Source organism: Campylobacter concisus (genome assembly GCF_002914005.1).
In the GTDB taxonomy this organism is placed as follows: Bacteria; Campylobacterota; Campylobacteria; order Campylobacterales; family Campylobacteraceae; genus Campylobacter_A; species Campylobacter_A concisus_N.
On sequence record NZ_POZU01000005.1, the window covers coordinates 1 to 25,909 of the forward strand.

General features: G+C 38.3%; 24 protein-coding genes. 15 read left to right on the forward strand and 9 right to left on the reverse strand.

Going from position 1 to position 25,909, the window contains the following annotated elements; translation table 11 throughout:
* Nucleotides 1-735: hypothetical protein (locus CYP54_RS09760; protein ID WP_181001479.1), on the forward strand; the 735-nt coding region annotated here is incomplete at its 5' end.
* A 244-nt stretch (nt 736-979) separates the two neighbouring features.
* On the opposite strand, the gene uvrB is transcribed toward CYP54_RS09760, so the two are convergent.
* Nucleotides 980-2,956: an excinuclease ABC subunit UvrB gene (gene uvrB / locus CYP54_RS00045; protein ID WP_103603705.1), complete on the reverse strand. Its 1,977-nt coding sequence runs from the start codon at nt 2,954-2,956 to the stop codon at nt 980-982.
* Between the two features lie 125 nt (nt 2,957-3,081).
* On the opposite strand from uvrB, the gene CYP54_RS00050 reads away from it, so the two are divergent.
* From CYP54_RS00050 to CYP54_RS00080, 7 genes are all read left to right on the forward strand, one after another.
* Nucleotides 3,082-3,315 (forward strand): coiled-coil domain-containing protein, encoded by a 234-nt coding sequence (locus tag CYP54_RS00050; RefSeq protein ID WP_021091279.1) that lies wholly within the window; start codon nt 3,082-3,084, stop codon nt 3,313-3,315.
* A 13-nt stretch (nt 3,316-3,328) separates the two neighbouring features.
* A complete protein-coding gene (locus CYP54_RS00055) occupies nt 3,329-3,565 on the forward strand; it encodes a hypothetical protein (RefSeq protein ID WP_103603706.1) in 237 nt (78 codons plus the stop codon).
* Nucleotides 3,562-3,978: a type II secretion system protein gene (locus tag CYP54_RS00060; protein WP_084042158.1), complete on the forward strand. Its 417-nt coding sequence runs from the start codon at nt 3,562-3,564 to the stop codon at nt 3,976-3,978. Before CYP54_RS00055 ends, CYP54_RS00060 begins: the two co-directional genes overlap by 4 nt.
* Nucleotides 3,978-5,831 (forward strand): primosomal protein N', encoded by a 1,854-nt coding sequence (locus CYP54_RS00065; RefSeq protein WP_103603707.1) that lies wholly within the window; start codon nt 3,978-3,980, stop codon nt 5,829-5,831. The genes CYP54_RS00060 and CYP54_RS00065 overlap by 1 nt, the downstream gene beginning before the upstream one ends.
* A 241-nt stretch (nt 5,832-6,072) precedes the next feature.
* On the forward strand, nt 6,073-7,131 hold the full coding sequence (gene ispG, locus CYP54_RS00070; protein ID WP_103603708.1) for a flavodoxin-dependent (E)-4-hydroxy-3-methylbut-2-enyl-diphosphate synthase: 1,059 nt from the start codon (nt 6,073-6,075) through the stop codon (nt 7,129-7,131).
* A gap of 10 nt (nt 7,132-7,141) precedes the next feature.
* On the forward strand, nt 7,142-8,554 hold the full coding sequence (locus tag CYP54_RS00075; protein WP_103603709.1) for a replicative DNA helicase: 1,413 nt from the start codon (nt 7,142-7,144) through the stop codon (nt 8,552-8,554).
* The gene (locus tag CYP54_RS00080) at nt 8,554-9,828 is read left to right on the forward strand and encodes a ComEC/Rec2 family competence protein (protein WP_103603710.1); all 1,275 of its coding nucleotides are present in this window, start codon (nt 8,554-8,556) and stop codon (nt 9,826-9,828) included. Before CYP54_RS00075 ends, CYP54_RS00080 begins: the two co-directional genes overlap by 1 nt.
* On the opposite strand, the gene CYP54_RS00085 is transcribed toward CYP54_RS00080, so the two are convergent.
* The 8 genes from CYP54_RS00085 to CYP54_RS00120 are packed head-to-tail and all read right to left on the reverse strand — an operon-like array spanning nt 9,825 to nt 19,221.
* Nucleotides 9,825-10,688, reverse strand: coding sequence for an EamA family transporter (locus CYP54_RS00085; protein WP_103603711.1), 864 nt, complete (start codon nt 10,686-10,688; stop codon nt 9,825-9,827). The two genes, CYP54_RS00080 and CYP54_RS00085, sit on opposite strands and share 4 nt — an antisense overlap.
* Nucleotides 10,681-11,916, reverse strand: coding sequence for a TolC family protein (locus CYP54_RS00090; protein ID WP_103603712.1), 1,236 nt, complete (start codon nt 11,914-11,916; stop codon nt 10,681-10,683). Before CYP54_RS00090 ends, CYP54_RS00085 begins: the two co-directional genes overlap by 8 nt.
* Complete coding sequence (locus CYP54_RS00095) at nt 11,913-14,939, reverse strand: efflux RND transporter permease subunit (protein ID WP_103603713.1); 3,027 nt, start codon at nt 14,937-14,939, stop codon at nt 11,913-11,915. The genes CYP54_RS00090 and CYP54_RS00095 overlap by 4 nt, the downstream gene beginning before the upstream one ends.
* Nucleotides 14,936-15,679: an efflux RND transporter periplasmic adaptor subunit gene (locus CYP54_RS00100; RefSeq protein WP_103603714.1), complete on the reverse strand. Its 744-nt coding sequence runs from the start codon at nt 15,677-15,679 to the stop codon at nt 14,936-14,938. Before CYP54_RS00100 ends, CYP54_RS00095 begins: the two co-directional genes overlap by 4 nt.
* Nucleotides 15,676-16,941, reverse strand: coding sequence for a TolC family protein (locus CYP54_RS00105; protein WP_103603715.1), 1,266 nt, complete (start codon nt 16,939-16,941; stop codon nt 15,676-15,678). Before CYP54_RS00105 ends, CYP54_RS00100 begins: the two co-directional genes overlap by 4 nt.
* A complete protein-coding gene (gene fliP / locus CYP54_RS00110; protein ID WP_430732698.1) occupies nt 16,941-17,663 on the reverse strand; it encodes a flagellar type III secretion system pore protein FliP in 723 nt (240 codons plus the stop codon). The genes CYP54_RS00105 and fliP overlap by 1 nt, the downstream gene beginning before the upstream one ends.
* 11 nt (nt 17,664-17,674) lie before the next feature.
* Nucleotides 17,675-18,454 (reverse strand): OmpA/MotB family protein, encoded by a 780-nt coding sequence (locus CYP54_RS00115; protein WP_103603717.1) that lies wholly within the window; start codon nt 18,452-18,454, stop codon nt 17,675-17,677.
* Complete coding sequence (locus CYP54_RS00120) at nt 18,454-19,221, reverse strand: motility protein A (protein ID WP_103603718.1); 768 nt, start codon at nt 19,219-19,221, stop codon at nt 18,454-18,456. The genes CYP54_RS00115 and CYP54_RS00120 overlap by 1 nt, the downstream gene beginning before the upstream one ends.
* A 136-nt stretch (nt 19,222-19,357) precedes the next feature.
* On the opposite strand from CYP54_RS00120, the gene glmU reads away from it, so the two are divergent.
* From glmU to truA, 7 genes are read left to right on the forward strand one after another with little or no spacing between them, the layout of a single operon-like run.
* The gene (glmU, locus tag CYP54_RS00125) at nt 19,358-20,665 is read left to right on the forward strand and encodes a bifunctional UDP-N-acetylglucosamine diphosphorylase/glucosamine-1-phosphate N-acetyltransferase GlmU (protein ID WP_103603719.1); all 1,308 of its coding nucleotides are present in this window, start codon (nt 19,358-19,360) and stop codon (nt 20,663-20,665) included.
* Nucleotides 20,652-21,824: a bifunctional phosphopantothenoylcysteine decarboxylase/phosphopantothenate--cysteine ligase CoaBC gene (gene coaBC, locus CYP54_RS00130; RefSeq protein ID WP_103603720.1), complete on the forward strand. Its 1,173-nt coding sequence runs from the start codon at nt 20,652-20,654 to the stop codon at nt 21,822-21,824. The genes glmU and coaBC overlap by 14 nt, the downstream gene beginning before the upstream one ends.
* The gene (locus CYP54_RS00135) at nt 21,821-22,507 is read left to right on the forward strand and encodes a hypothetical protein (protein WP_103603721.1); all 687 of its coding nucleotides are present in this window, start codon (nt 21,821-21,823) and stop codon (nt 22,505-22,507) included. The genes coaBC and CYP54_RS00135 overlap by 4 nt, the downstream gene beginning before the upstream one ends.
* 3 nt (nt 22,508-22,510) lie before the next feature.
* Entirely contained in the window at nt 22,511-23,182 is a 672-nt protein-coding gene (gene uppS, locus CYP54_RS00140; RefSeq protein ID WP_103603722.1) for a polyprenyl diphosphate synthase, read from the forward strand.
* A gap of 7 nt (nt 23,183-23,189) precedes the next feature.
* Nucleotides 23,190-23,978 (forward strand): prepilin peptidase, encoded by a 789-nt coding sequence (locus tag CYP54_RS00145; RefSeq protein WP_103603725.1) that lies wholly within the window; start codon nt 23,190-23,192, stop codon nt 23,976-23,978.
* Nucleotides 23,971-24,999 (forward strand): LptF/LptG family permease, encoded by a 1,029-nt coding sequence (locus CYP54_RS00150; RefSeq protein ID WP_103603723.1) that lies wholly within the window; start codon nt 23,971-23,973, stop codon nt 24,997-24,999. The genes CYP54_RS00145 and CYP54_RS00150 overlap by 8 nt, the downstream gene beginning before the upstream one ends.
* On the forward strand, nt 24,999-25,730 hold the full coding sequence (truA, locus tag CYP54_RS00155) for a tRNA pseudouridine(38-40) synthase TruA (RefSeq protein ID WP_103603724.1): 732 nt from the start codon (nt 24,999-25,001) through the stop codon (nt 25,728-25,730). The genes CYP54_RS00150 and truA overlap by 1 nt, the downstream gene beginning before the upstream one ends.
* The last annotated feature ends 179 nt before the right edge of the window (nt 25,731-25,909 follow it).

The following is a 25,909-nucleotide window of genomic DNA, read 5'->3' on the forward strand; positions in this document are numbered from 1 at the left end:
GCTTTAATCGCATGGTGGCGACTAAAGACACAAGTAAGTAGTGACGAAATCCAAGCAACTAGCGAAGGTGGGATTTTAAATGTGGCTACTATCAAATCTTCAAGCCAATTAGCCGCGACAGCTTGTTTATTTGTCCTTATCGCAACATTTTTTTTCTATATATTTTTTGAATATTTGTTAGCACATCAAGAAAGAATGTCACTTCGACCAATAATATTTATAAAGCCTCTTGCCTATGCAGTAGTATTAGCGGTTATTTACTCTGCCGTTAAGCAGATAGCACATACGTTAAATGAGATAAGACTACATACAAATTTCTTATTTTTCTCTATCCTTTTTGTGATATTTACAATAGCAAAAGCAACAACTGACTACATGTATATATATGCTTACGATTATAATTTTTTAAATATCTTTGGTACGCACAATGCCTCAATTAAATCTTTAGTTTCTAGTGCCAATACAATCTTATACATTGGAGTATTTGCTCATTTGTTAGCTACAGTATTTTTATTTTTATTTACAACAAGATTAGTGAGCGCAACTAAAAGTAGGCTATTTTGGATAAATTTTATATTGTTTGTGGTAAGTTCGGTCATACTTTTAGCACTACTATTTCCAGGTAAACCAGACTTTATAGGCCTTTTAACCAAAAACATAGATCTTTTTAATATGGCAGAGTTTTTCTTTTTATTAATTGCTTGGTATAGCGTGAAAAAAGATACAAGAGAATAGGATAGATCGTAAAACGGCATTTGGCGATAAATTTATAGTTTAAACAGCTAAAGACAATATGATTTTGTCTTTAGCTTCGCTATGAGGAGACGAGGTGAAATTTCGCGATACGAATGGGCTCAAAAGCGGTAATATTTTGTAATAGATTTAAATGTTGCGCGGTTTAAAATTTACGCAGACTAGACACATAGTCTGTCGAGCAAAATTTTAGCAAACTCATTTAAAGATACACAAAAGACAACACTTATAATTTTCTCATCTTCGCTATTTCGTCGCGCAATGCCGCCGCCTTCTCAAACTCCAGCTGCGCCGCCGCTTCAAGCATCTGCTTTCTTAGCTCTTTAACTATCGCAGCTCGCTCGCTAGCTGGCATCTTCTCTAAATTTTTACCACGCTTATAAATTTCACCGTCATCTTCGACGTGCAAGCTCTCTTCGATATTTCTACTTGCAGAGTGCGGCGTTATGCCATGAGCTTTGTTGTACTCATCCTGAAATTTACGCCTAGCAGTCGTCGTATCGATCGCCTCTTTCATAGATTTTGTTATCTTTTTGGCAAACATTAGCACCTTGCCATTTACATTTCTAGCTGCGCGCCCCATCGTCTGTATAAGGCTCGTGGTCGAGCGCAAAAAGCCCTCTTTATCGGCGTCCATGATCGCTATCAGGCTCACTTCAGGCAGGTCAAGTCCCTCGCGGAGCAAATTTATGCCTATTAGCATGTCAAATTCGCCACTTCTAAGCCCTCTAATGATCTCATTTCGCTCGATCGCGTCGATGTCTGAGTGCATATATTTGACCTTTACGCCAAGCTCGATGTAGTAGCGGCTTAGCTCCTCAGCCATCTTTTTAGTTAGCACCGTAACCAGCACGCGCTCACCTCTAGCGATGACCGCCTTTGCCTCGTCAAATAGCGCCTCGACTTGATTGTCACTATCTTTTATCTCGATGATCGGGTCAAGTAGCCCGGTAGGACGCAAAATTTGCTCATAAACATGCCCCTGGCTGATGCCAAGCTCGTATTCGTTTGGCGTGGCTGAGACAAAGAGAAATTTCGCCTTTTTACTTATGAACTCATCAAATTTAAGCGGCCTGTTATCAAGAGCTGATGGTAAACGAAATCCATACTCCACAAGCACCTCTTTGCGGCTTCTATCGCCAGCGTACATACCCCTAAACTGAGGCAAACTCACGTGGCTCTCATCGACGATAACCAGATAGTCTTTGCCACTTATCTCAAAGTAGTCAAACATCGAGTACGGCGTCTCTCCGGGCTTTTGACCAGTTAAGTGTCGCGCGTAGTTTTCGATGCCCTTGCACATACCTGTACTTGCCATCATCTCAAGGTCAAACTCCACCCTTTGCTTTAGCCTCTGCGCCTCGACTAACTTGCCTTGCTCGTTAAACTCTTTTAAACGAATATCAAGCTCCTCTTCGATCTCTTTCATCGCGATCTTTAGCCTATCAGCGCCCACGATAAACTGGCTGGTCGCATAAAGCGTAAATTTAGAGATATCTTTTAGCCTCTTGTTATCAAGCACGTCAAAATGATACATCACATCAATCTCATCGCCAAAAAACTCAACCCTTAGGGCTTCGTCGTTATAATAAGCTGGGTAAATATCCACCACATCGCCATTTACACGAAAATCCCCCCTGTCAAAGTAGTTGTCATTGCGCTTATAGCCCATATCCACAAGCTGCTCTAAAAGCTTTCTTTGGCTTATCTTCTCACCCACGCTAAGATATGCCACCATCCCTTTATACTCGCTTGGATTACCAAGTCCGTAGTTTGCAGAGACTGATGCCACGCAGATCACATCATCAAAGCTTAGCAAACTAGCCGTCGCAGAGAGGCGCAGACGCTCGAGCTCCTCATTTACCGAGCTATCCTTTTCTATATATAGGTCGCTTCTTGGGATGTAGGCCTCTGGCTGGTAGTAGTCGTAGTAGCTTATGAAGTACTCGACATGGTTTTTTGGAAAAAAGCCCTTAAATTCGCTGTAAAGCTGAGCAGCCAAGGATTTGTTATGCGTCATGATAAGCGTTGGCATGTTTAGCTCACGTATGACGTTTGCCATAGTAAAGGTCTTGCCAGATCCTGTCACACCTAGAAGCGTTTGGTATTTATTGCCTGAATTTATGCTTTTTACTATCTCTTTTATCGCTCTTGCCTGGTCGCTGCTTGGGCTAAATTTAGATGAAATTTCAAATTTACTCATTGATTGCCTTTAAATTTGGGCGAATTTTATAGCAAAGATAGTGCTTTGTCAAATGAGAATTTTAATAAGAATTTAGCCTCTGCGTGTTAGAATACGAGCCTAATTATTATTTTAAAGGAACTTTTATGTTTGAAGATAATGCGATCTTAACCACACTAAGCGATAAAGTAAATGACCTAATCACAAAATATGACGAACTTTGCAAAACGAACGAAGAGTTACGCAACGAGATCGTAACTTTAAAAGCACAAAATGAGGCGAAAAGCAATCAAATCATGCGTTTAGAAGAGGATCTTGACAAGAAAAATACCGAAGCTGATGATGTAATGAGAAAAATCGAAGCTGTCCTTGGCAGATAAGCTTGGCTAAAATATGAAAAAAATTACGCTCACTATATCATCTCGCGACTACACGATCACGCTTGATGATGATTTTGCTAAATTCTTTGAAAATGACTGGCAAAATTTAATGGGCGGACGCCAATTTATCGAGCCAAAAGAGCTCTTAAACGCCTTTATAGAAAAATGTTATGAAAACTACGCCGTGATAAAGGCAGTAAAAAATTTAACTGGCAACGTTGATGATATATTAAAGCGAGAAGAGAGATGAAAAGACGAGCTTACACCTTGCTTGAGCTAATATTTATAGTAGTTATACTAGGTATTTTAAGCACAGTCGCTATACCTAGACTATTTTTTTCTAGAAGCGATGCTACTATCTCAAATGCAAAAACTCAACTTGCCGCTATAAGAAGTGGAATTTCACTAAAATACAATGACAATATCTTGCAAGCAAAGCCAGAATTTCCACAAAAACTAGACGATGGCGATCCAAGCAAACTCTTTAAAAATGTTATAAATATACCGATAAAAGATAGCGGTAGCAAAAATGGCTGGCACAGAATAAGTGATGACAAATACACATTTAGACTAGATGGCAAAGTAGCAAATTTCAAATACGACAAAAATACTGGTGATTTTGGTTGCAGCGATGAAAATGAAATTTGCAAATCACTTCAGTAATGCATTATTACATACTCGCATTTTATGGGCTAAATTTAGCCCCACTCACTTATGAAAGCGATCAAGAACTAGAAAAATTTCAAGGCGTAAAGGCTTCTTTAAGAGGCAAAATTCTTACTGCTTTTATTGTAAAAGAAACTGGCAAACCAGAGTTTAAAACAAGTAAAATTTTAGAAATTCTACCGATTAATCTAACTTCAATGCAAAGCGAATTGGCAATATTTATCTCAAAATATTACACATGCGAGCTTGGCGTCAGCCTAAATTTATTTGAACCAAATGACACCATTGCAGCAGATCAAATTTATGAAAATCAAAATTTTAATGTAGCACCCAAACTAAGCGAAAAACAGCAAGAGGCTTTGGAATTTATAAATAAACGTAAAATTTCACTCATCTTTGGCGACACTGGAAGCGGAAAAAGCGAGATTTACATAGCAAAGATCAGAGAAATTTTAAACGCAGGCAGCCAAGCGCTATTTTTAATGCCTGAAATTTCACTCACACCACAAATGCAAAAACGCCTTGAGAGCTTCTTTGGCGAGGCAGTAGCTGTTTGGCACTCAAAGATCACGTCAAAGAAAAAAGAGCAAATTTTAAAAGATATAAAAATTGGAAAAGTTAGGCTCGTTGCAGGTGCGAGATCGGCTTTATTTTTACCACTTGAGAGGCTAAAACTTATCATCATAGACGAAGAACACGACGATAGTTATAAAAATACAGGCTCAAAGCCACACTACAACGCAAGAGATCTCGCCCTTTTTCTAACTAGCAAATTTGACCTACAAGTGGTGCTTGGAAGTGCCACGCCAAGCCTTACTAGCTTTTACAAACAGGAGCATTTTCGCTTAAAAGGGACATATTTTGATTCGCAAAAAAATTACATTTTCGATGAGAGCGAGACTGGAATTAGTGAAATTTTAAAAGATGAAATTTCAAAAACACTCGCGAATAAAAAACAAGCTGTCATCTGCCTGCCAACAAGGGCAAATTTTAAATATCTAGTCTGCAAAAACTGTGGCGAAACAGTGAAGTGTCCTTTTTGTAGCATCGGTATGAGCTATTACAAAAAACAAAATGTGCTAAAGTGTCAATACTGCGAGCATAAAATGGCTGTGCCAAAGACCTGCCATCAGTGTGGTAGCGAGATGATAGAGGCCAAAAAAATTGGTACTAGCGAGCTACTTGAGCGGCTGCAAGCTGAGTTTGCGAACGCCAGAATCGCTAAATTTGATAGGGATGAAATAACGACGCAAAACAAGCTCGTAAAGGCTTTGAAGGAATTTAACGACGGCAAGATAGACATCCTACTAGGCACGCAGATGCTAAGCAAAGGGCATGATTATCACAACGTAGAGCTTGCTGTCATCATGGGCTTTGACGAGCTTTTAAATTTTCCTGATTATAAAGCCAGAGAAAGAACGCTCGCTCTTGCCATGCAAGTAGCTGGAAGAGCCGGTAGAAACGGGGCTGGCAGAGTTATCATTCAAAGCAAACAAAGAGAATTTTTTGAGAGCTACATCAGTGATTATGACGCATTTTTAAAAGATGAGATTGGCTACCGCGAGGGGCTATATCCGCCATTTACCAGGCTGCTTCGCGTGGTCGTTTCGCACAAAGATGAGAGCACGGCAAAGGGCGCAATGAACGAATTTGTACAGAGGCTAGAGCCACTAAAAAGTGATGAGCTAGAGATCGTTGGATACGGCAAGTGCCAGGCTGAGTATCTTGTGGGTAAATTTAGATATGAAATTTTACTCCGTTCAAACTCTCATATGCCTCTTTTAAAAGCTGCAAGCCTATGTAAAAGCGAACTTAGCGATATCGATATTGATCCAGTCAATTTTAGTTAAAAATGCTAGTCTAAAAACTATCCAACAAAGACATGGCAAATTTAAAAATAGACATATAGAGAAACCTAAGGCTTATGAAAGCATTATGGAATTTGATAAGCTGGCTAGGGAAAGTAAGTGAAGTTTTAAAAACTACATCCAATAAAAATACTAATTTTTATAAACTATTAAAAATAAATTTTCAAGCCTTTTAAAAGCCATTTTTCTTTATAATCCCCAATAAAAATTTAAAGGTAAAATTTTGCAACGATACCCAACAAAACAGATAAAAATTCGCGATGTTTTAATAGGCGGTGATGCGCCGATCTCAGTGCAGTCGATGACATTTTCAAAGACAAAAGACGTAAAAGGCACACTAGAACAAATACAAAGGCTATATTTTGCAGGCTGTGATATCGTGCGTTGCGCAGTTTTTGATAAAGAAGACGCAAGCGCTCTCAAACAGATCGTTGCAAGTTCCCCAATACCAGTCGTTGCGGACATACATTTTAACCACACCTACGCGCTTATAGTTAGCGAATTTGTCGATGCTATCCGCATAAATCCTGGCAACATCGGCTCAGCCAAAAATATAAAAGCGGTCGTTGATGCCTGCAGACAGCGAAATTTACCTATCCGCATAGGCGTAAATTCTGGCTCGCTTGAAAAGCAGTTTGAGGATCGCTACGGCCGCACTGTGGAGGCGATGGTGGAGAGTGCGATGTATAACATCAAGCTTCTTGAGGATTTTGACTTTACAGATATCAAAATTTCGCTCAAATCAAGCGACGTAGAGCGCACTATGCAAGCATATAGAGCGCTTCGTCCAAAGACAAATTATTCATTTCATCTTGGCGTTACTGAGGCAGGTACCACTTTTCACGCCACTATCAAGTCCGCGATCGCTCTTGGTGGGCTTTTGCTTGAGGGCATCGGCGATACGATGAGAGTTAGCATCACAGGCGAGCTTGAAGAGGAGATCAAAGTCGCAAAGGCGATCTTAAAAGATAGCGGCCGCCAAAAAGAGGGTCTAAATATCATCTCATGCCCAACCTGCGGGCGTTTACAAGCTGATCTAATGGCAGCAGTAAAGCTCGTAGAAGAAAAAACAAAAGGTATAAAAGAGCCGTTAAACGTCTCGGTCATGGGCTGCGTGGTAAATGCTATCGGCGAGGCAAAAGGTGCAGATGTTGCCATAGCATTTGGAAAAGGAAATGGCATGATCATGCGTCACGGCGAAGTGGTTGCAAGACTGCCTGAGAGCGAGCTTGTAGACAGATTTTTACAAGAGATCGACGATGAGATAAAAAGTAGAGACTAAAGGAAAATTTGTGGCAAAACAAAGAGTTAACGAGATAGAATTTACCAACCTTTACGACATTGATATGGAGCGAGCTATACTAAGCTCCATTTTGCAAAACAACGATATTTTAGGTGAAATTTTTGACATTGTTAAGGCAAAGGATTTTTATCTAAAAGGGCATTCGCAAATATACGATGCAATGGTAGCATGCCTAAATAGCGATGATCCTATAACTATGCCATTTTTAAAAAATAGACTTGGTGAAAAATACGACGAAGAGCTAATACTAGATATTTTGGGTACAAATTCCCTAATAGACATTCAAAAATACGCAAATGAACTAAGAGAAAAATCTATAAAAAGAAGTCTCGTAAAGATCGCTCACAACATACCAAGCAAGGTAAATGAAGACAAACCAAGCCGTGATATGGTCGATGATCTTAGCCAGGAATTTTACTCTTTGATAGAAGGTGGAAGCACTGGAGTTATAAAAGAAGGCAAAGAGATCATCACGAAAATGATGGATCATATTAATGCTCAAGCCTTGCTTGGCGAAAAAGATATCGTTGGACTTGATACTGGATTTAAGAAGCTAAATGAGATGATAAAGGGCTTTAAAAATGGAGACCTCATCATCGTCGCAGCTCGTCCAGGCATGGGAAAAACGACACTTTGTTTAAATTTTATGAGTCAGGTTTTAAAAAATAATGCTGGAGTTGTTTTCTTCTCGCTCGAGATGCCAGCTGAGCAAATAATGATGAGAATGCTAGCAAGTAAGACCTCTATCCCGCTTCAAGACATAATGACTGCAAAGATGGATGATGAAGCGTTGGCTAGATTTAGCGATGCTTGCGAGGAGTTTGCGACTAACAAGCTTTTTGTACATGATAGTGGCTATGTAAATATCCATCAAGTAAGAACGCAAATGCGAAAACTAAAGGCCATGCATCCTGAAATTTCACTTTGCGTGATCGACTACATCGGTCTTATGATGAGTACAAATAACTACGCTGATCGTCACGTCCAAATAGCTGAAATTTCTCGCGGATTAAAGCTTTTGGCACGTGAGCTAGATATGCCAATCATCGCTCTTTCTCAGCTAAACAGAAGCCTTGAATCTCGCGCAAACAAGCGCCCTATGCTAAGCGATCTAAGAGAGTCAGGCGCAATCGAGCAAGATGCTGACATCATTCTTTTTGTTTATAGAGATGAGTTTTATCTAGAACAAGAAGAAAAAGAGAAAGAAAAACGCGCAAGTGCCGAGGGCAAAGAGTATAAAAGCAATCATGTCTTTAATAAACTTCAAGAAAAGGCCGAGATCATAGTTGGCAAAAATAGAAATGGTGAAACTGGCTCAGTTGATGTGCTCTTTCAAAAGCAACACTCAAGGTTTGAAGATATGTCTGCAATGCCAGTATCTGATGTTTCATTTGAAGGCTGATGCGTTTTAAAGCTTTAAAAAATAGAGAAATTTTTACTATATTTTGTCTGATTTGCCTTTGTATTTTTTCTGTAAATTTAGCTATTAACTATCATAAATATCAAATTTTTATGGACAAAGGCGAACAAGAGCTAACAGCAACCGTGATTTCTAGCTACGAAAAGCTTGGAGATGACGGCAAGAAAAGGCAAATTTTAAAGCTTAAGACTTATGAGTTTTCATTTTATACGCTTGGAGCTAAAACAGATGACTTTAAAGCTGGAGATAGTATATTTCTAAGCGTCATAAATTTAGACGTTAGTTTTAAAGACTATCTTGCTTCCTCCTTTTATATGCCTAGCTTTTCACGCGAAAAACTGCCACAAAAAGCCATGCTAAATATCAACCAAAAACTACAATCACTCATCTACGCCCAGCATGAAAATAGCAAAATTTCACAGCTCTACTCGGCTCTATTTTTAGGCACAAGTATTGACGGCAAGCTAAGAGATGACGTCTCGCACCTTGGTATAGCGCATCTTATAGCCATAAGTGGCTATCATTTAGGTTTCATAAGTGCGGTTATATTTTTTGTATTTAGGCCGCTTTTAAAATTTTTATATGCGAGGTTTTTACCTTTTAGAAACTACAACTTTGATCTAGCCATTGTCGTTTTTATAGTCTTGTCATTTTACTTCTTTATAATAGGCTTTATACCAAGCTTTTTGCGAGCATTTTTAATGAGCATTTTAGGATTTTATTGCACGTTAAAAGGCGTCAAAATTTTAAACTTCAAAACACTTTTTATAGTGGCACTTGTTAGCATATCGCTCTTTCCGCAGCTACTTTTTAGCGTAGGTTTTTACTTTTCACTTATGGGCGTTTTTTACATATTTTTATACTTTAAACACCTAAAAGATAAATTTTCGCCTTTCATTCATCTTATTCTTTTAAATTTATATGTTTGCTTTGCAATGGAAATTTGCGTGCTTTATTTCTTTCCACTCATTAGCTTACAGCAGCTTAGCGTCCTTGCTATCAACTACATCTTTAGCGTTTTTTATCCATTAAGTGCTGCGCTTCATATTGCTTCGTATGGCGATATTTTTGATGGATTGCTAAATAATGTTTTAAATTTTAGGCTAAGCTCGACTAAAATTTTCGTGCCAGCCATTATTTTTATCTTTTATAATATCGCTTCACTTCTAGCTATAAAATTTAGATCCATATTCTACATTTTGCCACTACTTGGGCTCTTGTGTTTTTTCGTTGCTAGCTATAAAATTTACGCCTAAGCGATCTTCATACCATAAAATTTCATTATCTTGTTATGAATCATCAAAGATATATACATTATAACAGCCCCCAAAATTAGCCTAGTTAAGTCTGTATCCTTTTGCCAAAAGACTAAATTTACGATGATAGCAGCTGGAATAAGAGCATTATTCATGATGGCAAGCACACCGCTATCAACCTCGCAAGCACCTTTGTTCCACATAAAATATCCAACTCCACTAGCGACCACTCCAAGCCAGAGAAGCACTAAAATTTGCGTCGAAGTAAGTGAAAATTTGGCTGGATTGCCAAGAGTAAGAAGCGCAACGACAGCTACAAAAAATGCCCCAAAGTGAAAGTAGCCAAAGACATTTTTTTGATCCACGTCAAATTTTTCTAAAAGTGCCTTATATGCACTCTGTCCTGCCCCAAAGCAGATATTTGCCGCTTGCACTAGCAAAAAGCCCTTTAATACACCATCGTTTATAGCGCCGTATTTTATAACCAAAGCTCCAAAAACCGCAACGCCAACGCTAAATAGATAAAGTGGTCTAAATTTAAAGCTAAATGCGTCGTAGATGAGCGTCACATAAAACGGCGTAAAAATGGTAAAAAGTGCGACTTCTGGCACGCTTAGATACAAAAATGAATTGTAATAAAATAGATACATAAGTCCTATTTGCACCGCTCCGATCGCCATGATGCCAAATGCTAGCTTTGGACTGATACCACGAAATTTTGTAAATGGCAAAAAGACTAAGCTCGCAAGTGCAACCCGAATAAAAACAGCCAAATAGCTATCAACCTTGCCAGCTAAAAACTCACCTATCAAACTAAAGCTAAACGCCCACAAAATGGTTACAAAGATCAGTTTATTCAATTATCACCTCATTTATTTTTCTTGCACATTCAAAAAAATACTCAAGCTTGTTTAGCTCAAGTAAATCGCCATCAAGGATAAAATTTGCCCTATCACTAAAATTTTTCTCACTCACAAATAGAAATTCTTCATATTTTATCTCGCCATCAAGATAGCCATTTAACAAATCAACAAAATCACTATCAAGCTTATCTTGCTTCAAATCTTGCAAATTTAACTTTGCATTTAAGCCTTTGATCGTGCTTTCTAGCTCTTTTAGGCGAGTGATTATCCTATTTTCTTCATCGCTTAGATCAAGTGCCGCCTTTTGCTCTTCAATGCGTTTAACTTGACTTTGTTTGCTAAGACTTAAGCTATCAGGTAGCTTCCACTCAAACTCCACTCTAGGCTTGTTCGCATCAGCGTAAGCACCTATCATCTGTGAAGTCGTCCTCTCACCTTTTTTAAAGCTATTATTATTCACACTTTGCGTATCTTTTAAGTAAATTTTTGGAGCAAATTTGCTCTTTTGCTTCTCGTTTTCTTGCTCTTTTATAAATTTTTCTTGCTCCATCGCCCCAAGTTTTGCGCTTATATCATCTTTACTAAAATCAGGCATCCTTATCTTTGAGCCAGCGTTAAAGCCGATCTCGCCGTTTGAGAGCAAATTTATCCTTGAGTTTAACTCAGCTAGCTTAAGTCCAAGCTCGTCTAGCTCGGCTCTTTTTTTATCAAGAGTGAAATTTATCGCATCAAACTCAGCTTTATTTATCTCGCCATACTCAAACCAAAACTCATTTTCAGCCGCAGCCTTGGCAAAGCTATCTACAAATTTTGTCTCCAAATTTATAAGCGAATTTAGTGCAATGGCGTTGAAATAGACCTTTGCGACCTGAAAAGCAGTGAGGTTCATCAGCTCTTCGTCTTTGTAGATTTTCTCCACGCCCTTGTGGTCTAAAATTTTATCAGCAGCCTCGCTCGCACCGCCGTCAAAGATGAGATACTCGACCTTTGCCGTGATCGATCCCGCCTTTGTCATATATCCGCCCTTTATCTCATCAGGTACAAAGGTATATCTGCCATCAAGGGATAAATTTAGCTTTTTGCTTTTATTTTTATTTATATATTCATTTTTATTAAATTCTTTCAAACTCTCAAGCCTTGCACTTTGCGCTAGAGCGATGATCTCTAGTAAATTTCCAGCCCAAAGAGGCAAGGCGAAGAGCAAAACTGTTAAAATTTTCTTCAAATTCTCTCCCTTTCATAAAATTTTCTTATAAATTTATCAAGATTATAGACCCACGCAAAAAGCACTGGCACGACAAGCAAGCTTAGCAAAGTCGAGCTAATGAGCCCAAAGATGATGCTTATAGCCATAGGCGAGTTGGCCTCATAGCCAGCACCCCTGCTAAGCGCAAGTGGCAGCATGGCAAATATCATCGCAAAGGTGGTCATCAAAACAGCCCTTAGTCGCTTTTTAGCAGCCATTTTCACAGCTTCGTTTGCCTCCATGCCGCTATTTGCAAAGTGGTTTGCAAAATCAACCACCAAAATGGCGTTTTTGCCAACCATACCAAAGAGCAAGATGACGCCAACCATGACAAATAGGCTAAATGGATTGCCGCTTATAAAAAGCCCGATCACGACACCACAAAAGGCAAGTGGCATGGCAAGCATGATGAGAAATGGTAGCAAAAAGCTCTCATAAAGCGCAGCTAGCACCATGTAAATAAGCACCGCACTAGCGCTCACTGTAAAGATAAAAGAAGCGTTCGTATCATTCATCAGCTCCACAAATCCCAAAAATTTATACTTGAAATTTGCTGGCAAAATTTCGTCAAGCTTCTTTGAAATTTCATTTGCCACGCTATTTAGCGGAGCGTTATTTTTGGTATTTGCTAGAAATTTGATCTCATCGGCTCTATTAAATCTCGAAATACTAGCTGGCTTTTGCTCGAAACTAATCGTCGCCACATCGCCAAGTGTGACAAAAAAGCCCTCATTACTTCTTATCTTGGTCTTTAAGATATCATTTGTATCGCTTCTAAATTTATCATCAAGGCGCATGTAAAGCTCATACTCTTTGCCATTTTCGTTTTCAAAAACAGAGACCTCGTTTTCGCTAAATGCGCTATAAACAGCGCTTGCAACGCTGACTTTGTCTAATTTTAGCCTCTTTGCCTTATCTTCATCGATAGAAATTTGCACGCGCTTTAGCAGGTCTTCTTCGGGCGAATTTACATCCGTTGCGTCATTTATCTCTTTTAGCATCTTGCTGATCTTTGGCACAAATTTCTCTAGCTCTTTGCCATTTTCAGAGGTGATAGTAAGCTTTACTGGCTGTACATCGCCACCCTCAACCACTGGCAAGTCAGCTACTATAACGCTCATATCATCGCTCTTTAGCCTGTCACGAAAACTTTGCATGATGGCGTTTTGCCGCTCGTGATTAACCCTATCTTTTAGCTCCTTTAGCCTAACGTAAGCTTTTACAAGATAAGGCTGCTTGGCGTCTGTGTAGCCAAGGATGAAGTAGGCGTAGGCAACCTGAGGATCAGCGTTTATGAGTGAAATTTTATCTTTTAGCCTCTCTTTGCTAGCTTGCAAGCTAAGTGAAGGATCAAGCTTAAAGTAGATGTTAAACTCCGAGTTATCCTCGCTTGGCATAAAATCTCCACCTATGAATTTTGTTAGGGCAAATGAGCCAAAAACGACCAAAAGCGTTAGGGCTAAAAATACGAGCTTAAATTTCAAAGCCAAAGTCAAAAGCTTCTCGTAGGCGTTTTCTAGTGCTTCAAAAAACGACTCACTCTTTACATAAAATCTACTTTGTCTAGCATCTACAAACCTAGCACTAAGCGCTGGAATGAGAAAAATACTCACAAAAAATGAGATAACGATACCAGCTGCCACGCTCATAGCAAATGAGTTAAAGTACCTACCAACGATACCTTGCATAAAAGCTATCGGCACAAAAACACAAAGCAATACAAGCGAAATGGCAAACACGCTAAAAGCTATCTCGCTCACACCTGCAAAGCTTGCTTTTAGTGCATTTTTCTCATTTTTTAGCTTACTTGCTATATTTTCAGTAACGACGATCGCATCATCTATAAATATACCAATACCAAGCGTTAATGCGATAAGACTTAGACGGTTGATGTCATATCCTAGAGCATTTATGATAAAAAATGTAGCCACAATGCTAGTTGGTATCGCGATAACTGAGATGATAGTAATGGATAAATTTCTCAAAAAGGCAAAGACTATAAATATAGTAAGCACAACACCAAGCACCATGTCAAAAGCGGTTTGTTTAATGTGTTTTTGTATCACTTCGCTCTTATCATAAGCGATTACGACTTCATAATCCCTACCAAGTAAGCTTTTAAACTCATCTATCTTTGCCTTTGCAAGAGAGATTACTTTTAGTGCATTTGCATTTGGCGCTAGCTCAAGACCAAGCAAAACACCACTTTTTTCATTCATAATGCTAGCTTCATTTGCATCCTCGTAAGCTAGCTCAATGCTTGCGATATCTTTTAAAAACACACCTTGCTTGATGGTTAAATTTCTAATATCCTCTAAGCTTTTGGCACTAAAATCTGACTTTATAGCCATTTGAATTTGATCATTTTCTATCTTGCCAAGTGGTGCTTTTAAATTTTCTATTTTTATTAAATTAGCCACTTCGTTTGCACTAAGAGAATTTTTATCAAGCTTAAATCTATCAAGTAAAATTTTAACTCCAGGTTCCAAAAAGCCGTTTGCCTTAACCTTTGAAACCCCGTTTATCCTCTCCAAAAATGGTCTTGCCACATCGTCGATATCTTGCATGAGTTTAGTTTGGTTATTATCAATCCTTGTGACAAAAAGGCTAAAGACCGAAGCTGAGAGTCCGCTTAGCTTTTCTATCTCGTAGCTTGCATTTATCTTTGCCTTTTGCATCTTGTCTCTGACGTCGTTTGTGGCACTCTCTAGGTCTTTATTTAGCTCAAATTCGATACTAACAACACTTAGATTATCAAAGCTAGTTGAGTAGATTTTCTTTATGCCTTCAATGCTTGAGATTTCGTCTTCGATCTTTTGACTAATCTTTGTCTTAATGTAGTTCATATCGCCATTTGCATAGGTAGTGATCTTTACTATTGGAATATTTACTTGTGGATATAAATTTACATTCATGGCTACAAGAGAGTAGATGCCAAAGACTACTAGGCTCAAAAATATCATAAGTGTAGTTATGGGGCGGTTGATGGCTGTTTTTATCATTTTCTATTACTAACTAGCACTCTGCCTTGACCAAACATGCCAGGTTTTAGCCCAGTGTCATAAGCCTGGGCGTAAAATTTCCTGGTATCTCGCTTAATCTCTGGATAGATGAGAGCGATTTTTACCTCTTTTTCATCGCTTGCTGCGTCAAGTTTAAATTTAAATGTATCGCCAACTTTTACTAAATTTGCATATTTTTCATCGATCGCTATTAAAATTTTAGCCTCATTTGAATTTAAGACAAAGGCTGGACTTAATGGAGAAACGTTCTCACCAAGCTCTATATTTTTGCCAGCGATCACGCCATCAAACGGAGCTTTTAAAATAGTTTTTTTAAGATGATCTTCTGCGTTTAAAATGGCTATCTCAGCTGCCTGCACTCTTAAAGCCGTCTCGTCAAATTTATAATTTACCTCATCAAATTCTTGCTTTGAAGTGACATCTTTTACTTGGGAAAATTTATTTAAGGTATTTTTTGCAAATTCTTTAGCATTTTTTGCTAGTGCAAGATCGTTTTTTGCCTTTTTAAGGGCGATGATTAGGCTACTTTGGTCAAGCATCGCAAGCACATCACCTTTTTTAACATTGCTTGAGACATTAACTAATATCTGTTCGACCTTACCGCTACTCTCAAAAGCAAGTTTTGAGCTTTGTCTAGCATAGACTTCAAAGTCAGCAAAAATTTCTTCACTAGCAAATGAAAAAATGCCAAATATCATCAAAATTATCAGCTTTTTCAATCTCTAATCCTCTCTAAAATCGGCTCGCCATTTTCAAAAAAGAACTCCGCTTTTTTGATCTCAAGCTCATCTTTAGCACTCTCAAGAAGACTGATTGCATCAAATTTTTGAGAGAGTGCCTCAAGTAGATCGCTATAGCCTAAAAGTCCAGAGCTATACTTCTCAGAGCTCGCCTTTAGTGCCAGCTCACTTGCTTTTACATATTCTTTTAGCGAGTCGATCTTTGAGTTAAGCGTTGCGATCTCGTTTTGTAAATTTTTAAGTTTTGTCTCATTTTCACGCTTTTTATACTCCAAATTTAGTCTCGCCCCATCAAGTGCGATCTTTTGGGCTTGACTTAGTTTACTGGTAGTAAAAAAATCAAAAATTTTCCATTTAAAAGCGATACCAAATTTATTACCATGAGTATCTTCTTTTAGGTATTTATCCACATACGAGCGGTAAGAACTAAGCCTGCCTAGATCGATATCGTAATTATTTTTATAAAATCCATATGTGTCATAAAGCAAAATTTGGGGCAAAAAACCAGCCTTTGTCTCGCTAAGCTTGGCCTCACCTAAAAATATATCTTGGCTTAGTCTATCAAGCTCGGCATTCTTTGAAGCTAAATTTGAGTTAATATCAGCCATCTTTGCTCCGCCTACTGGCAAAATTTTCTTACCAGTTAGCAAATTTATCTCGTTTAAAATTTGCTCCATTTTGTTTTTGTATTCAAGCTCCACGCTATTTGCCAGATGATACTTTGCTCTAACGTTTTCAAGCTCATCTTTTGCGGCAAGACCTGCTTTGTTTGCCTTTTCAAGCTTGTCTAAAACGCCTTTTAAAAAATTTGCCTGAGCATTTTTGGCGGCTATTATATTTTCAAGCGCTAGAGCATTAAAATATAAATTTACAGCTTTAAAAGCAAGATAATTTTTAACTTCATCACTGGCTATCATGGCTTTATTTTTAAAAAGCTCACTCATTTTTAGCCTGGCTTCTCTAGCACCGCCATCATAAAGTAAAAAATCTATCCTAGCCAGCACGCCAGCTGACTCTTTAGCGACAATACTTGGAAAAGTGCTTGCATTTTTGCCGTATGAGCCCTCTAGGCTAAGGCTTGGTAAATAGGCGCTAGCAGTAGCCTCATCGCTTAAATTTGCTCTTCTTACTTCAAGCTCTTTGATTTTTGAAATTTCATTTTGCGTAGCTTTATTTGCGATTACACTCAAGTTTGAGCCAAACAGAAGAAATGGCAAAAAAAGAAATAGAAAATTTTTCATCAGTGAAAGCTTTTTACTAAATTTCCTATTAGCAAATTCCAGCCATCTACTAGCACAAAAATAAGTAGTTTAAATGGCAACGAGATCATAACAGGCGGTAGCATCATCATACCCATCGCCATCAAAACGGAGCTTACTACCATATCGATGACCAAAAATGGCAGATAGAGCAAAAATGCTATCTCAAAAGATGTCTTTAGCTCGCTTATCATAAATGCCGACATAGCGATACTTAATGGAATATCCTCGATATTTGCCGGATTTTGTAAATTTCTTATCCTAAAAAATAACGCCAAATCTTTCTCTCTTGTATTTTTGACCATAAATTCTTTAAATGGCTTTAAGCTTTTATCAAGCATCTCTTCATAGCCTATCTGTTCAGCTATATAAGGCTTTATGCCCTCGTCGTAGCTTTGTTTACCAACTGGCTCCATTATAAAAAATGTAAGCACCATGGCAAGTGATATGAGCACCGTTGAAGGTGGAACCTGTTGCGTTCCCATAGCCTGGCGTAAAAATGAAAAGACAATAACAAGCCTTAAAAAACTTGTCATCATAAAAATGAGCGAAGGAGCAAGTGCAAGAGCAGTGAGAATTAGTAAAACGTTTAGAGAATTTACAAGTTGCTCGGCATTTGTTGGAGAATTTAGACTTAAATTTATAGTTGGTAGCGCAGGATCAGCTCCAAAAACCGTGCAAAGTAAAACCGCTAAACCAAGCAGTGCTTTCACGACTAATTCCTCATATCAAGGATACTTTTCTTAGTAGCCTCTTTATTTTTTGGCTCAAGCGATATGAAGTGAATTTCTACTCTATTGTTCTTAGCTCTGCCATCTTCTGTGCTGTTAGTAGCGATCGGATCAAACGAAGCTTTGCCAGAAGCTATTATTCTATTTTGTGGCACGCCATCGTTGATTAGCTCTTCAACTACGCTTAAAGCCCTTGCAGTTGAGAGCTGCCAGTTATTTTTATAAGCTGAGTCTTTGCTTGGCTCTATATTATCTGTATGGCCGATAATATCGGCTTTTACATCATTAGGCATTTTTGCCACAATCATGCCTATTCGTTTTAAAAATAGCTTCGCATCTTCACCAGAAATTTCAGCACTATCCTTATCAAAAAGCATAGCCGCTGGAAGCCTTACGATAAAGCCATCTTCGCTCTCTTCCATAGTGATCTCAGGTGCCCCGCTAGCAGCTAGTAATTCATTTATCTTTTTAACATTCATATTTAGCTCACTTTGTGAGCCCTTTTGTTTGCTTATCTTTTTTGCACGAGTATTTTCTGGATCTGTCTCTTTTTCTATCTGATTTTCAGGTCTAGCGCCACCTTCAAGCACACTCAAAGCACCAGCTAGTGAGCCAACAGCGGCCTCCATCTTTTTAGCATCCATTGTCGCCATAGAAAGTAATAAAACGAAAAAACAAAGCAAAAGTGACATGAGGTCACCAAAAGCAGCTAGCCACTCAGGCATACATTTTGGACACTCTTCTGGTTTTATTAACTTACCCATTATTCAAACTGACTTTTTCTATCTTTTGGTGGTAAAAATGCTAATAGTTTAGCTTCAAGCGTTCTTGGATTATCGCCTGCTTGTATCGACATAATACCCTCAAGTACAACTTGTTTTTCAAGTGCTTCATCAGCATCGCGAATAGAGAGGATGTTTGCCACAGGTGCACCTATGATGTTACCTATCATCGCGCCATAAAGCGTCGTAAGCAAGGCAACCGCCATTGATGGGCCAATCGCACTAGGATCTGACATGTTAAGAAGCATCGCAACAAGACCAATGAGCGTACCTATCATACCCATAGCACCCGCAAAACCGCCGACTTGCTCAAAAATTTTAATATTATTTGAATGTCTTGTGCTAGTTTGATCGATATCGATCTCTAAAAGCGCTCTTATCGCATCTGGCTCATTGCCATCGACAGCCATTGAAAGACCTTTTTTTAAAAACTGATTTGTTTCGTTATTTACTTCGCTCTCAAGTGCTAATATCCCATCGCGTCTAGCTTTAGTTGAATAATCGACTATTTTTTTTATAGTCTCAGGTAAATTCACTACGACTGATGGCTTAACAGCAATGCCATAAAATTTACCAATTCCTTTAAGCGTCTCCATCTTGAAGCCAACCATCATAACGCCGATAGTACCACCAAAAACGATCATCACAGAAGGAATATCGATGTATGGTCCTATACCAACGCCTATCGCCATTGATCCAAACAAAAGCACCAGGGTCAAAACCCAGCCGACGACGGTTCCTAAATCCATTTAAGCTCACTTTATTTATAAATTCTTAAGAATTGCTATTTTATTAGCTTTTTGTTGAAACAATCGTTAAATTAAAAAAAATGTTTGGCATTTTTTGCTACAATCTGCGAAATTTTTAACGTTAAAAGGCTTAAAAATGAACAACACTTCAATCATAATTTTAGCGGCTGGTCTTGGCACAAGAATGAAATCAAAACGTCCAAAAGTTCTATTTGAACTTTGTGGTGAGCCGATGATTATTCACATATTAAAGCAAGCTTATGCGATCACAAATGACGTTAGCGTCGTGCTTCACTACGAAAAAGAGTTAATTAGCAAAAAGATAAAAGAAATTTTCCCTCAAACTAAAATTTTTGAGCAAGATCTAGCAAATTTCCCAGGCACTGCTGGCGCGATAAAGAGCGTAAATTTAAGCGGCGAAAAGGTGCTTGTAACTTGTGGCGATATGCCTCTTGTAAAATCAACCGATCTAATGCGTCTAGCAAATGCCGAAGCGGACGTAGTTATGAGCTCATTTGAAGCAGCAAATCCTTTTGGCTACGGCAGAGTCATCATAAAAAACGGCAAAGTTGAGGCCATCATCGAACAAAAAGATGCTAGCGAAGCGCAGCTTGCGATAAAAAGCGTAAATGCTGGCTGCTACTGCTTTAAACGCGAAGCACTAGAGCAAATTTTACCGCTCATAAGCAACCAAAACGCACAAAAAGAGTACTACCTAACTGACGCCATAAAAATAGCAAATGAAAAGGGCTTAAAGTGCGTTGCAGTAAATGTAAATGAGCAAAATTTCATGGGCATAAATGATAAATTTCAGCTTAGCATCGCTGAAAAGATCATGCAAGATGAGATCAAGCAAAATTTGATGAAAGCTGGCGTTTTGATGCGCATGCCTGAGAGCATTTTCATAGACAGCAGGGCCAAATTTGAAGGCGAGTGCGTGCTCGAAGAAAACGTAAGTATCCTTGGTGAGTGCGTCATCACAGAGAGCATTATCAAGAGCTCATCAGTGATTGAAAGCAGCAGCATCAAAAACTCAGACATCGGCCCACTAGCTCACATTAGGCCAAATTCTAAAATTTCTGACACACACATAGGAAATTTCGTCGAGGTAAAAAAAGGCGTTTTGAGCGGCGTAAAAGCTGGGCATTTGAGCTATCTTGGCGACTGTGAGATAGAAAGTGGCACAAATATAGGCTGCGGCACGATCACATGCAACTACGACGGCAAGGCAAAATACAAAACCAAAATCGGCAAAAACGTCTTTGTTGGCTCAGATACGCAGCTAGTTGCCCCTGTAAATATCGCCGATAACGTCATCATCGCAGCTGGCAGCACCATCACAAAAGACGTTGAGAGCGGCGCCCTAGCTATCAGCAGAGGTCGCCAAGAGAACAAAAGCGGCTTTTTTGAGAAATTCTTTGGCAAAGACGATGTTAAAAAATAAGAAAATTTTACTTGCCGTTTGCGGCAGTATCGCCTTTTATAAGGCATTCGAAATTTTATCACTGCTTAAAAAGCAAGGCGCTGATGTTTATGTGGCTTTAAGTGACGGAGCGCTTGAATTTTGTAGTGTAAGTGGCTTTGAAGCGCTAAGCGAGCATAAAATTTTAAGCTCACAAACGCAAAACTGGCAAGACGGCGTAAATCACATATCCTACTCTAAAATGGATCTAATCATCATCGCACCTGCCTCGGTAAATACGATAAATAAGCTAACAGCTGGGATCTGTGATAATGTCTTCATACAAACGCTAATCGCCGCCTCGCACGTACCTTTAGTCGTTGCCCCAGCTGCAAATAACAATATGATCGAGCATTTTGCGACGCAAAATTCGCTTGAAATTTTAAAGAAAAACGGCGCTTTAGTAGTTGAGCCAGTGCTTAAAACTCTAGCTTGTGGCGACGTTGGTAAGGGTGCTTTAGCAAGCCCTGAGGTGATAGTAGAAGCTGCCATTAAAAGGCTTAGCAAGCCACTTTTCGCAGGCAAAAAAGTAGTGATAACTGGTGGTGCGACAACCGAAAAGATAGATGATGTTAGAGCCATTACAAATTTCTCAAGCGGAAAGATGGCAAGATCCTTGGCTAGAGCCTTTTACTACGCAGGTGCAGAGGTAAAACTGCTTGCTAGCTTTGAGGCTAGTAGCGAGCCGTTTTTTAGCCTTAAATTTAGCTCAAGTAGCGAGCTTTTAGAACTTTGCAAGAGTGAGTGCGAGGGGGCAAATTTACTTGTAATGTGTGCTGCAGTAAGCGATTTTATGCCGACAAAAATTGATGGCAAGATAAAAAAAGAGGACGTTGGCGAAATTTTAAGCTTAAGTCTAAAGAGAAATGTCGATATTTTGCAAAGCTTAAAAGAGTTTAAATGCAAAAAGATCGGCTTTAAGCTTGAAATCTCAAGTGAGAGCGCACACAAAAATGCTAGAGCAATGCTAGAGCAAAAAGGGCTTGACGCAGTTTGTCTAAATATCTTGGGTGAGAAAAATGGCTTTGCAAGCGAGCAAAATGAGGTAAATTTCATCACGAAAAATAGTGAAACTTTGCTGCCGCTTGCCGCAAAAGACGAGATCGCAAGACATATCGTGGAGCTAGCGGCAAATTTATGATAGAGAAAATTTCTCGCATTCAAAAAATAGCAAAAAATGCAAATTCTCCGCTAGTAGCAATAAATTCGTCACTCCCACTTAGTATCTTGGTAAGCCAAAAGATCGGTTTTAACAGATACATTTTAAATTTCGCAAATAGAAATTTAAACACAAAAAGCGCAAAAGAGCTAAACGTAGGCTCAAGATACTGGGGCGAGGTGCAAAGCCAAGGCGAGAATATCGTCATAAAAAATTTATACGAAAAGCCAAGAATTTTAGACGAAGATGTCTTGGCTGATGGGCTAAATCTTATCGAAAATTTGATAGAAAATGAGAATTTATCGTGGTTTTATGACCATTTATTTAAAAGTTTAAGTGAAGCTAAGACAAAAGACGAGATGAAAGTGCTAGCAAAAATACTCTTTGCTCTGCAAGAAAATGTCGTGTATATACCATTTATTTATAATGGTACAAACGGCGTTTTTCAGCTAAAAAAAGAGGAGGATGATATGAAAATTTTTTTAATATTTTCAAATTTTGCTCCACTTATTTTTAAATTTAAAGATGAAGTTTTATGCGAGATCGCGACTCCATTTAATAATGTAGCTAGCTTGTTAAAAAGTGAATTTAGCGCCAACATAACAGTGCAAAATGTGAGTGCTCTTTGGAGCAAAAAAGAACAAATTATTGATATAAAAGGCTAAAGATTGAATGAATTAAACCACCTTGCTATTATCATGGATGGAAATGGACGCTGGGCTAAAAAACGTGGATTTTTGCGGACAAATGGGCACGAAGCCGGAGCAAATGTAGTAAGCGATATGTGCGAATTTTGTATCGATAATGGAGCGAAAATTTTAAGCCTTTATGCATTTAGTACTGAAAACTGGAAAAGACCGCAAAAGGAGATCGAATTTTTGATGAATTTGCTTAAGAAATTTCTCATTTTAAAGCGTGCTGATTTTATAAAAAATGGGATCAAATTTAATACACTCGGCGATATTTCTCCATTTAGTGATGAGCTAAAAAACGAGATAGAGATCACCAAAAATGCTACAAGAGAGAATAAAAATTTATTATTAAATTTAGCTATAAACTACGGCTCAAAAGATGAGATCATTAGAGCTGTGAGAAAGCTAAATTTAGAAGGCTGTGAGATAAGTGAAGCAAGCCTAAATGCAGCACTTGATGAGAGTGAGCCGGTGGATCTTCTCATTAGAACTGGTGGCGAGAGCAGGCTTTCAAATTTTATGCTTTGGCAAGCAAGCTACGCAGAGCTATTTTTTACGCCCACACTTTGGCCTGACTTTGGCAAGAATGAGCTTGCAAATATCGTTAGCAAATTTAAAAATATAGAGCGAAGATTTGGCGGAGTTTAGTGAGATAATGGATATTTTGGTCATCTTTTTTGCCGTTTTTGCTTTTGTTTTGGGTATTTGCGTGGGCTCATTTTCAAATGTGCTGATATATCGCTTGCCACGAAATGAGAGCATAAATTTTCCAGCTTCTCATTGCCCAAACTGCGACCATAAGCTAAATTTTTATCACAATGTTCCAATTTTTTCGTGGATATTTTTAGGCGGCAAATGCGCCTTTTGCAAGCAAAAGATAAGCCTTGTCTATCCAGTGATCGAGCTAGCCTCCGGGATGCTTTTTCTGATCTGCTTTTTTAAAGAGTGCGGCGAAATTTTAAGTGTAGAAGCGCCGCTTTACGCACTATTTTTAGGGCTTTGCTTTGTTATGTTGCTAGCTCTTAGCGTCATAGACATAAGATATAAAGCTGTGCCAGATCCTCTTCTTTTTGCGGCACTATTTTTCGCATTTATCTACGCTCTGATGCTTTTTATATTTAAAGAAAATTTTGCCCAAATTTTAAATTTATTCCTTTTTGCACTTATCTTTTGGGTGCTTAGATTTGTCGTAAGTTTTGCCATAAAAAAAGAAGCGATGGGTAGTGCAGATATCTTTATAGTAGCGATCATCGGAGCTATCTTGCCAGTCAAACTGGCTCTAGTGGCCATCTATCTTGCAGCACTTTTTACACTTCCAGTCTATGCAATCGTTCAAAAAAAGGGCTATGAGCTGGCTTTTGTGCCGTTTTTAAGTCTTGGATTACTTATTACATACGCTTTTAAAGAGCAAATTTTAGAAATTTTAAGGTTTATTTATGAGTAGAGTGAATAGATATCTTTTGTTTAACTTCCTAGGGACTTTTGCATCGCTATTTAGTACGCTTTTTTTGATCATGTCGATCGTATTTTTCATCCAGATCGCGCGCATCACTTCTTACATTGAAATCAGTTTTGGCGAGCTTTTTAAACTCTACTCATTTATGCTTCCACGCGTACTACTTTTTGTCGTGCCTATCGCGTTTTTCGTCTCACTTGCGATGACGCTTTTTAGGCTATCGAAAGAGAATGAAAGTATCGTTATCTTTACGCTTGGTGGATCGCCAAATAAGATTGCTAAATTTTTCTTAATATTTTCAGCATTTTTAAGCACCGCTCTACTTGTCATCGCTACCATAATGATACCAATAGCCGCACAGCTAAATGCAAATTTTATTGATTATAAAAAGACTGTCGCAAAGCTAAATTTAAAGCCAACTCAGTTTGGACAAAAATTCTCCGACTGGATGGTCTATGTGGGTAGTGAAATGCAAGATAACAATGGCACTACCTATAAAGATATTGTGATGTTTAATCCTTACATTAAAGACTCCCAACGCTTAATCACTGCTAAAAACGCAAAGATCACTAATACAAATCAAAGCATCGAACTCTCTTTAGTAGATGGAAAATTGTATGACATAAAAGATGAAATTTATCATCAAAGTAACTTCAAATCCATGAAGATAAGGACTGTCCAAAGTGAAGAGATAAGCGATATAGGTAGTATAAAAGAGTACTGGGCGGAGGCAAATAGTAGTGAAAAAAGAAGAAAAGATCTTAGTACGTATGTACTTGTTGCACTATTTCCGCTTGCCAGTACACTTTTTGCTATAAGCTTTGGCATCGTTACTTATAGATATGAAAAGGGCATGGTTTATGTTGGGACATTTGGCGTTTTATTTGGGTATTTTACGCTCATAATGCTATTTTCATCAAAGCCGGCCATTGCCATTCCACTCATATTTTTCGTCTTTTTGTTAGCAGGAATTTTGCTTTTTAAAACCAAGATCATGCGAAGATACTAATGAAAATCCAACTAATTTATAGCTACGATGGCTCCAAATTCCAAGGCTCGCAAACTCAGCCGCATGAAAATGGCGTAGAAGATGAGCTTTCACGCGCTCTGGCTCACGTTGGAATATTTGAAAAAATAGTCTCTAGCTCACGTACAGATAAAAAAGTTCATGCGATTAATCAAAGCTCAAGCGTAATTTGTGGCGATCATTTTAGAAATTTAGAGCACTTAAAAGAGCTAATCAACCGCCATGCCCACCCAAATATTCATATAAAACGTATAAATTTAGCTGATGAAAATTTTCAAGCAAGATTTGATGCCGTAGCAAGGTCTTATAGATACATTATAGATCATGGAGAATTTGATGTTTTTAGCTCAAACTATAAAGTCTTTTTGCCAAAATTTGATATCAAAAAAGCAAATGAAATTTTATCTAATTTTGTTGGCGAGCATAATTTTAGCTCCTATATGAAAACAGGAAGTGATACAAAAAGCCCAGTGCGAGAAATTTTTAAGGCATTTTGTTATGAACACAAAAACCAAACTATCATCGTTTTTAAAGCAAATGGTTTTTTACGCGCTCAAGTGCGACTTATGGTTGCAAATCTACTTAAAGCTTTAAGCATAAAAAATGGTAGTGAGCTCATCAATGCTTCGCTTAATGGAGACCTTGCCTTAACTCGTATCCCAGCTCCAGCTGAAGGACTTTATTTAAATAGAGTTTTTTATAAATTTAATTAGGTTTTTAGAATATTCAATAGTAAGCTTACTTAAAATATTAAATAAAGAATCTTCTCAAGCCAGCAATACTCCCCCAACACCTAACCCTCCTTCAAATTTTTAACGCAGTAAATGATAAAGAAAAACTTTTTAAGATCCACTCTGACTCACCTAAAGCCTGCCCGCTCGGTAGCAAGATC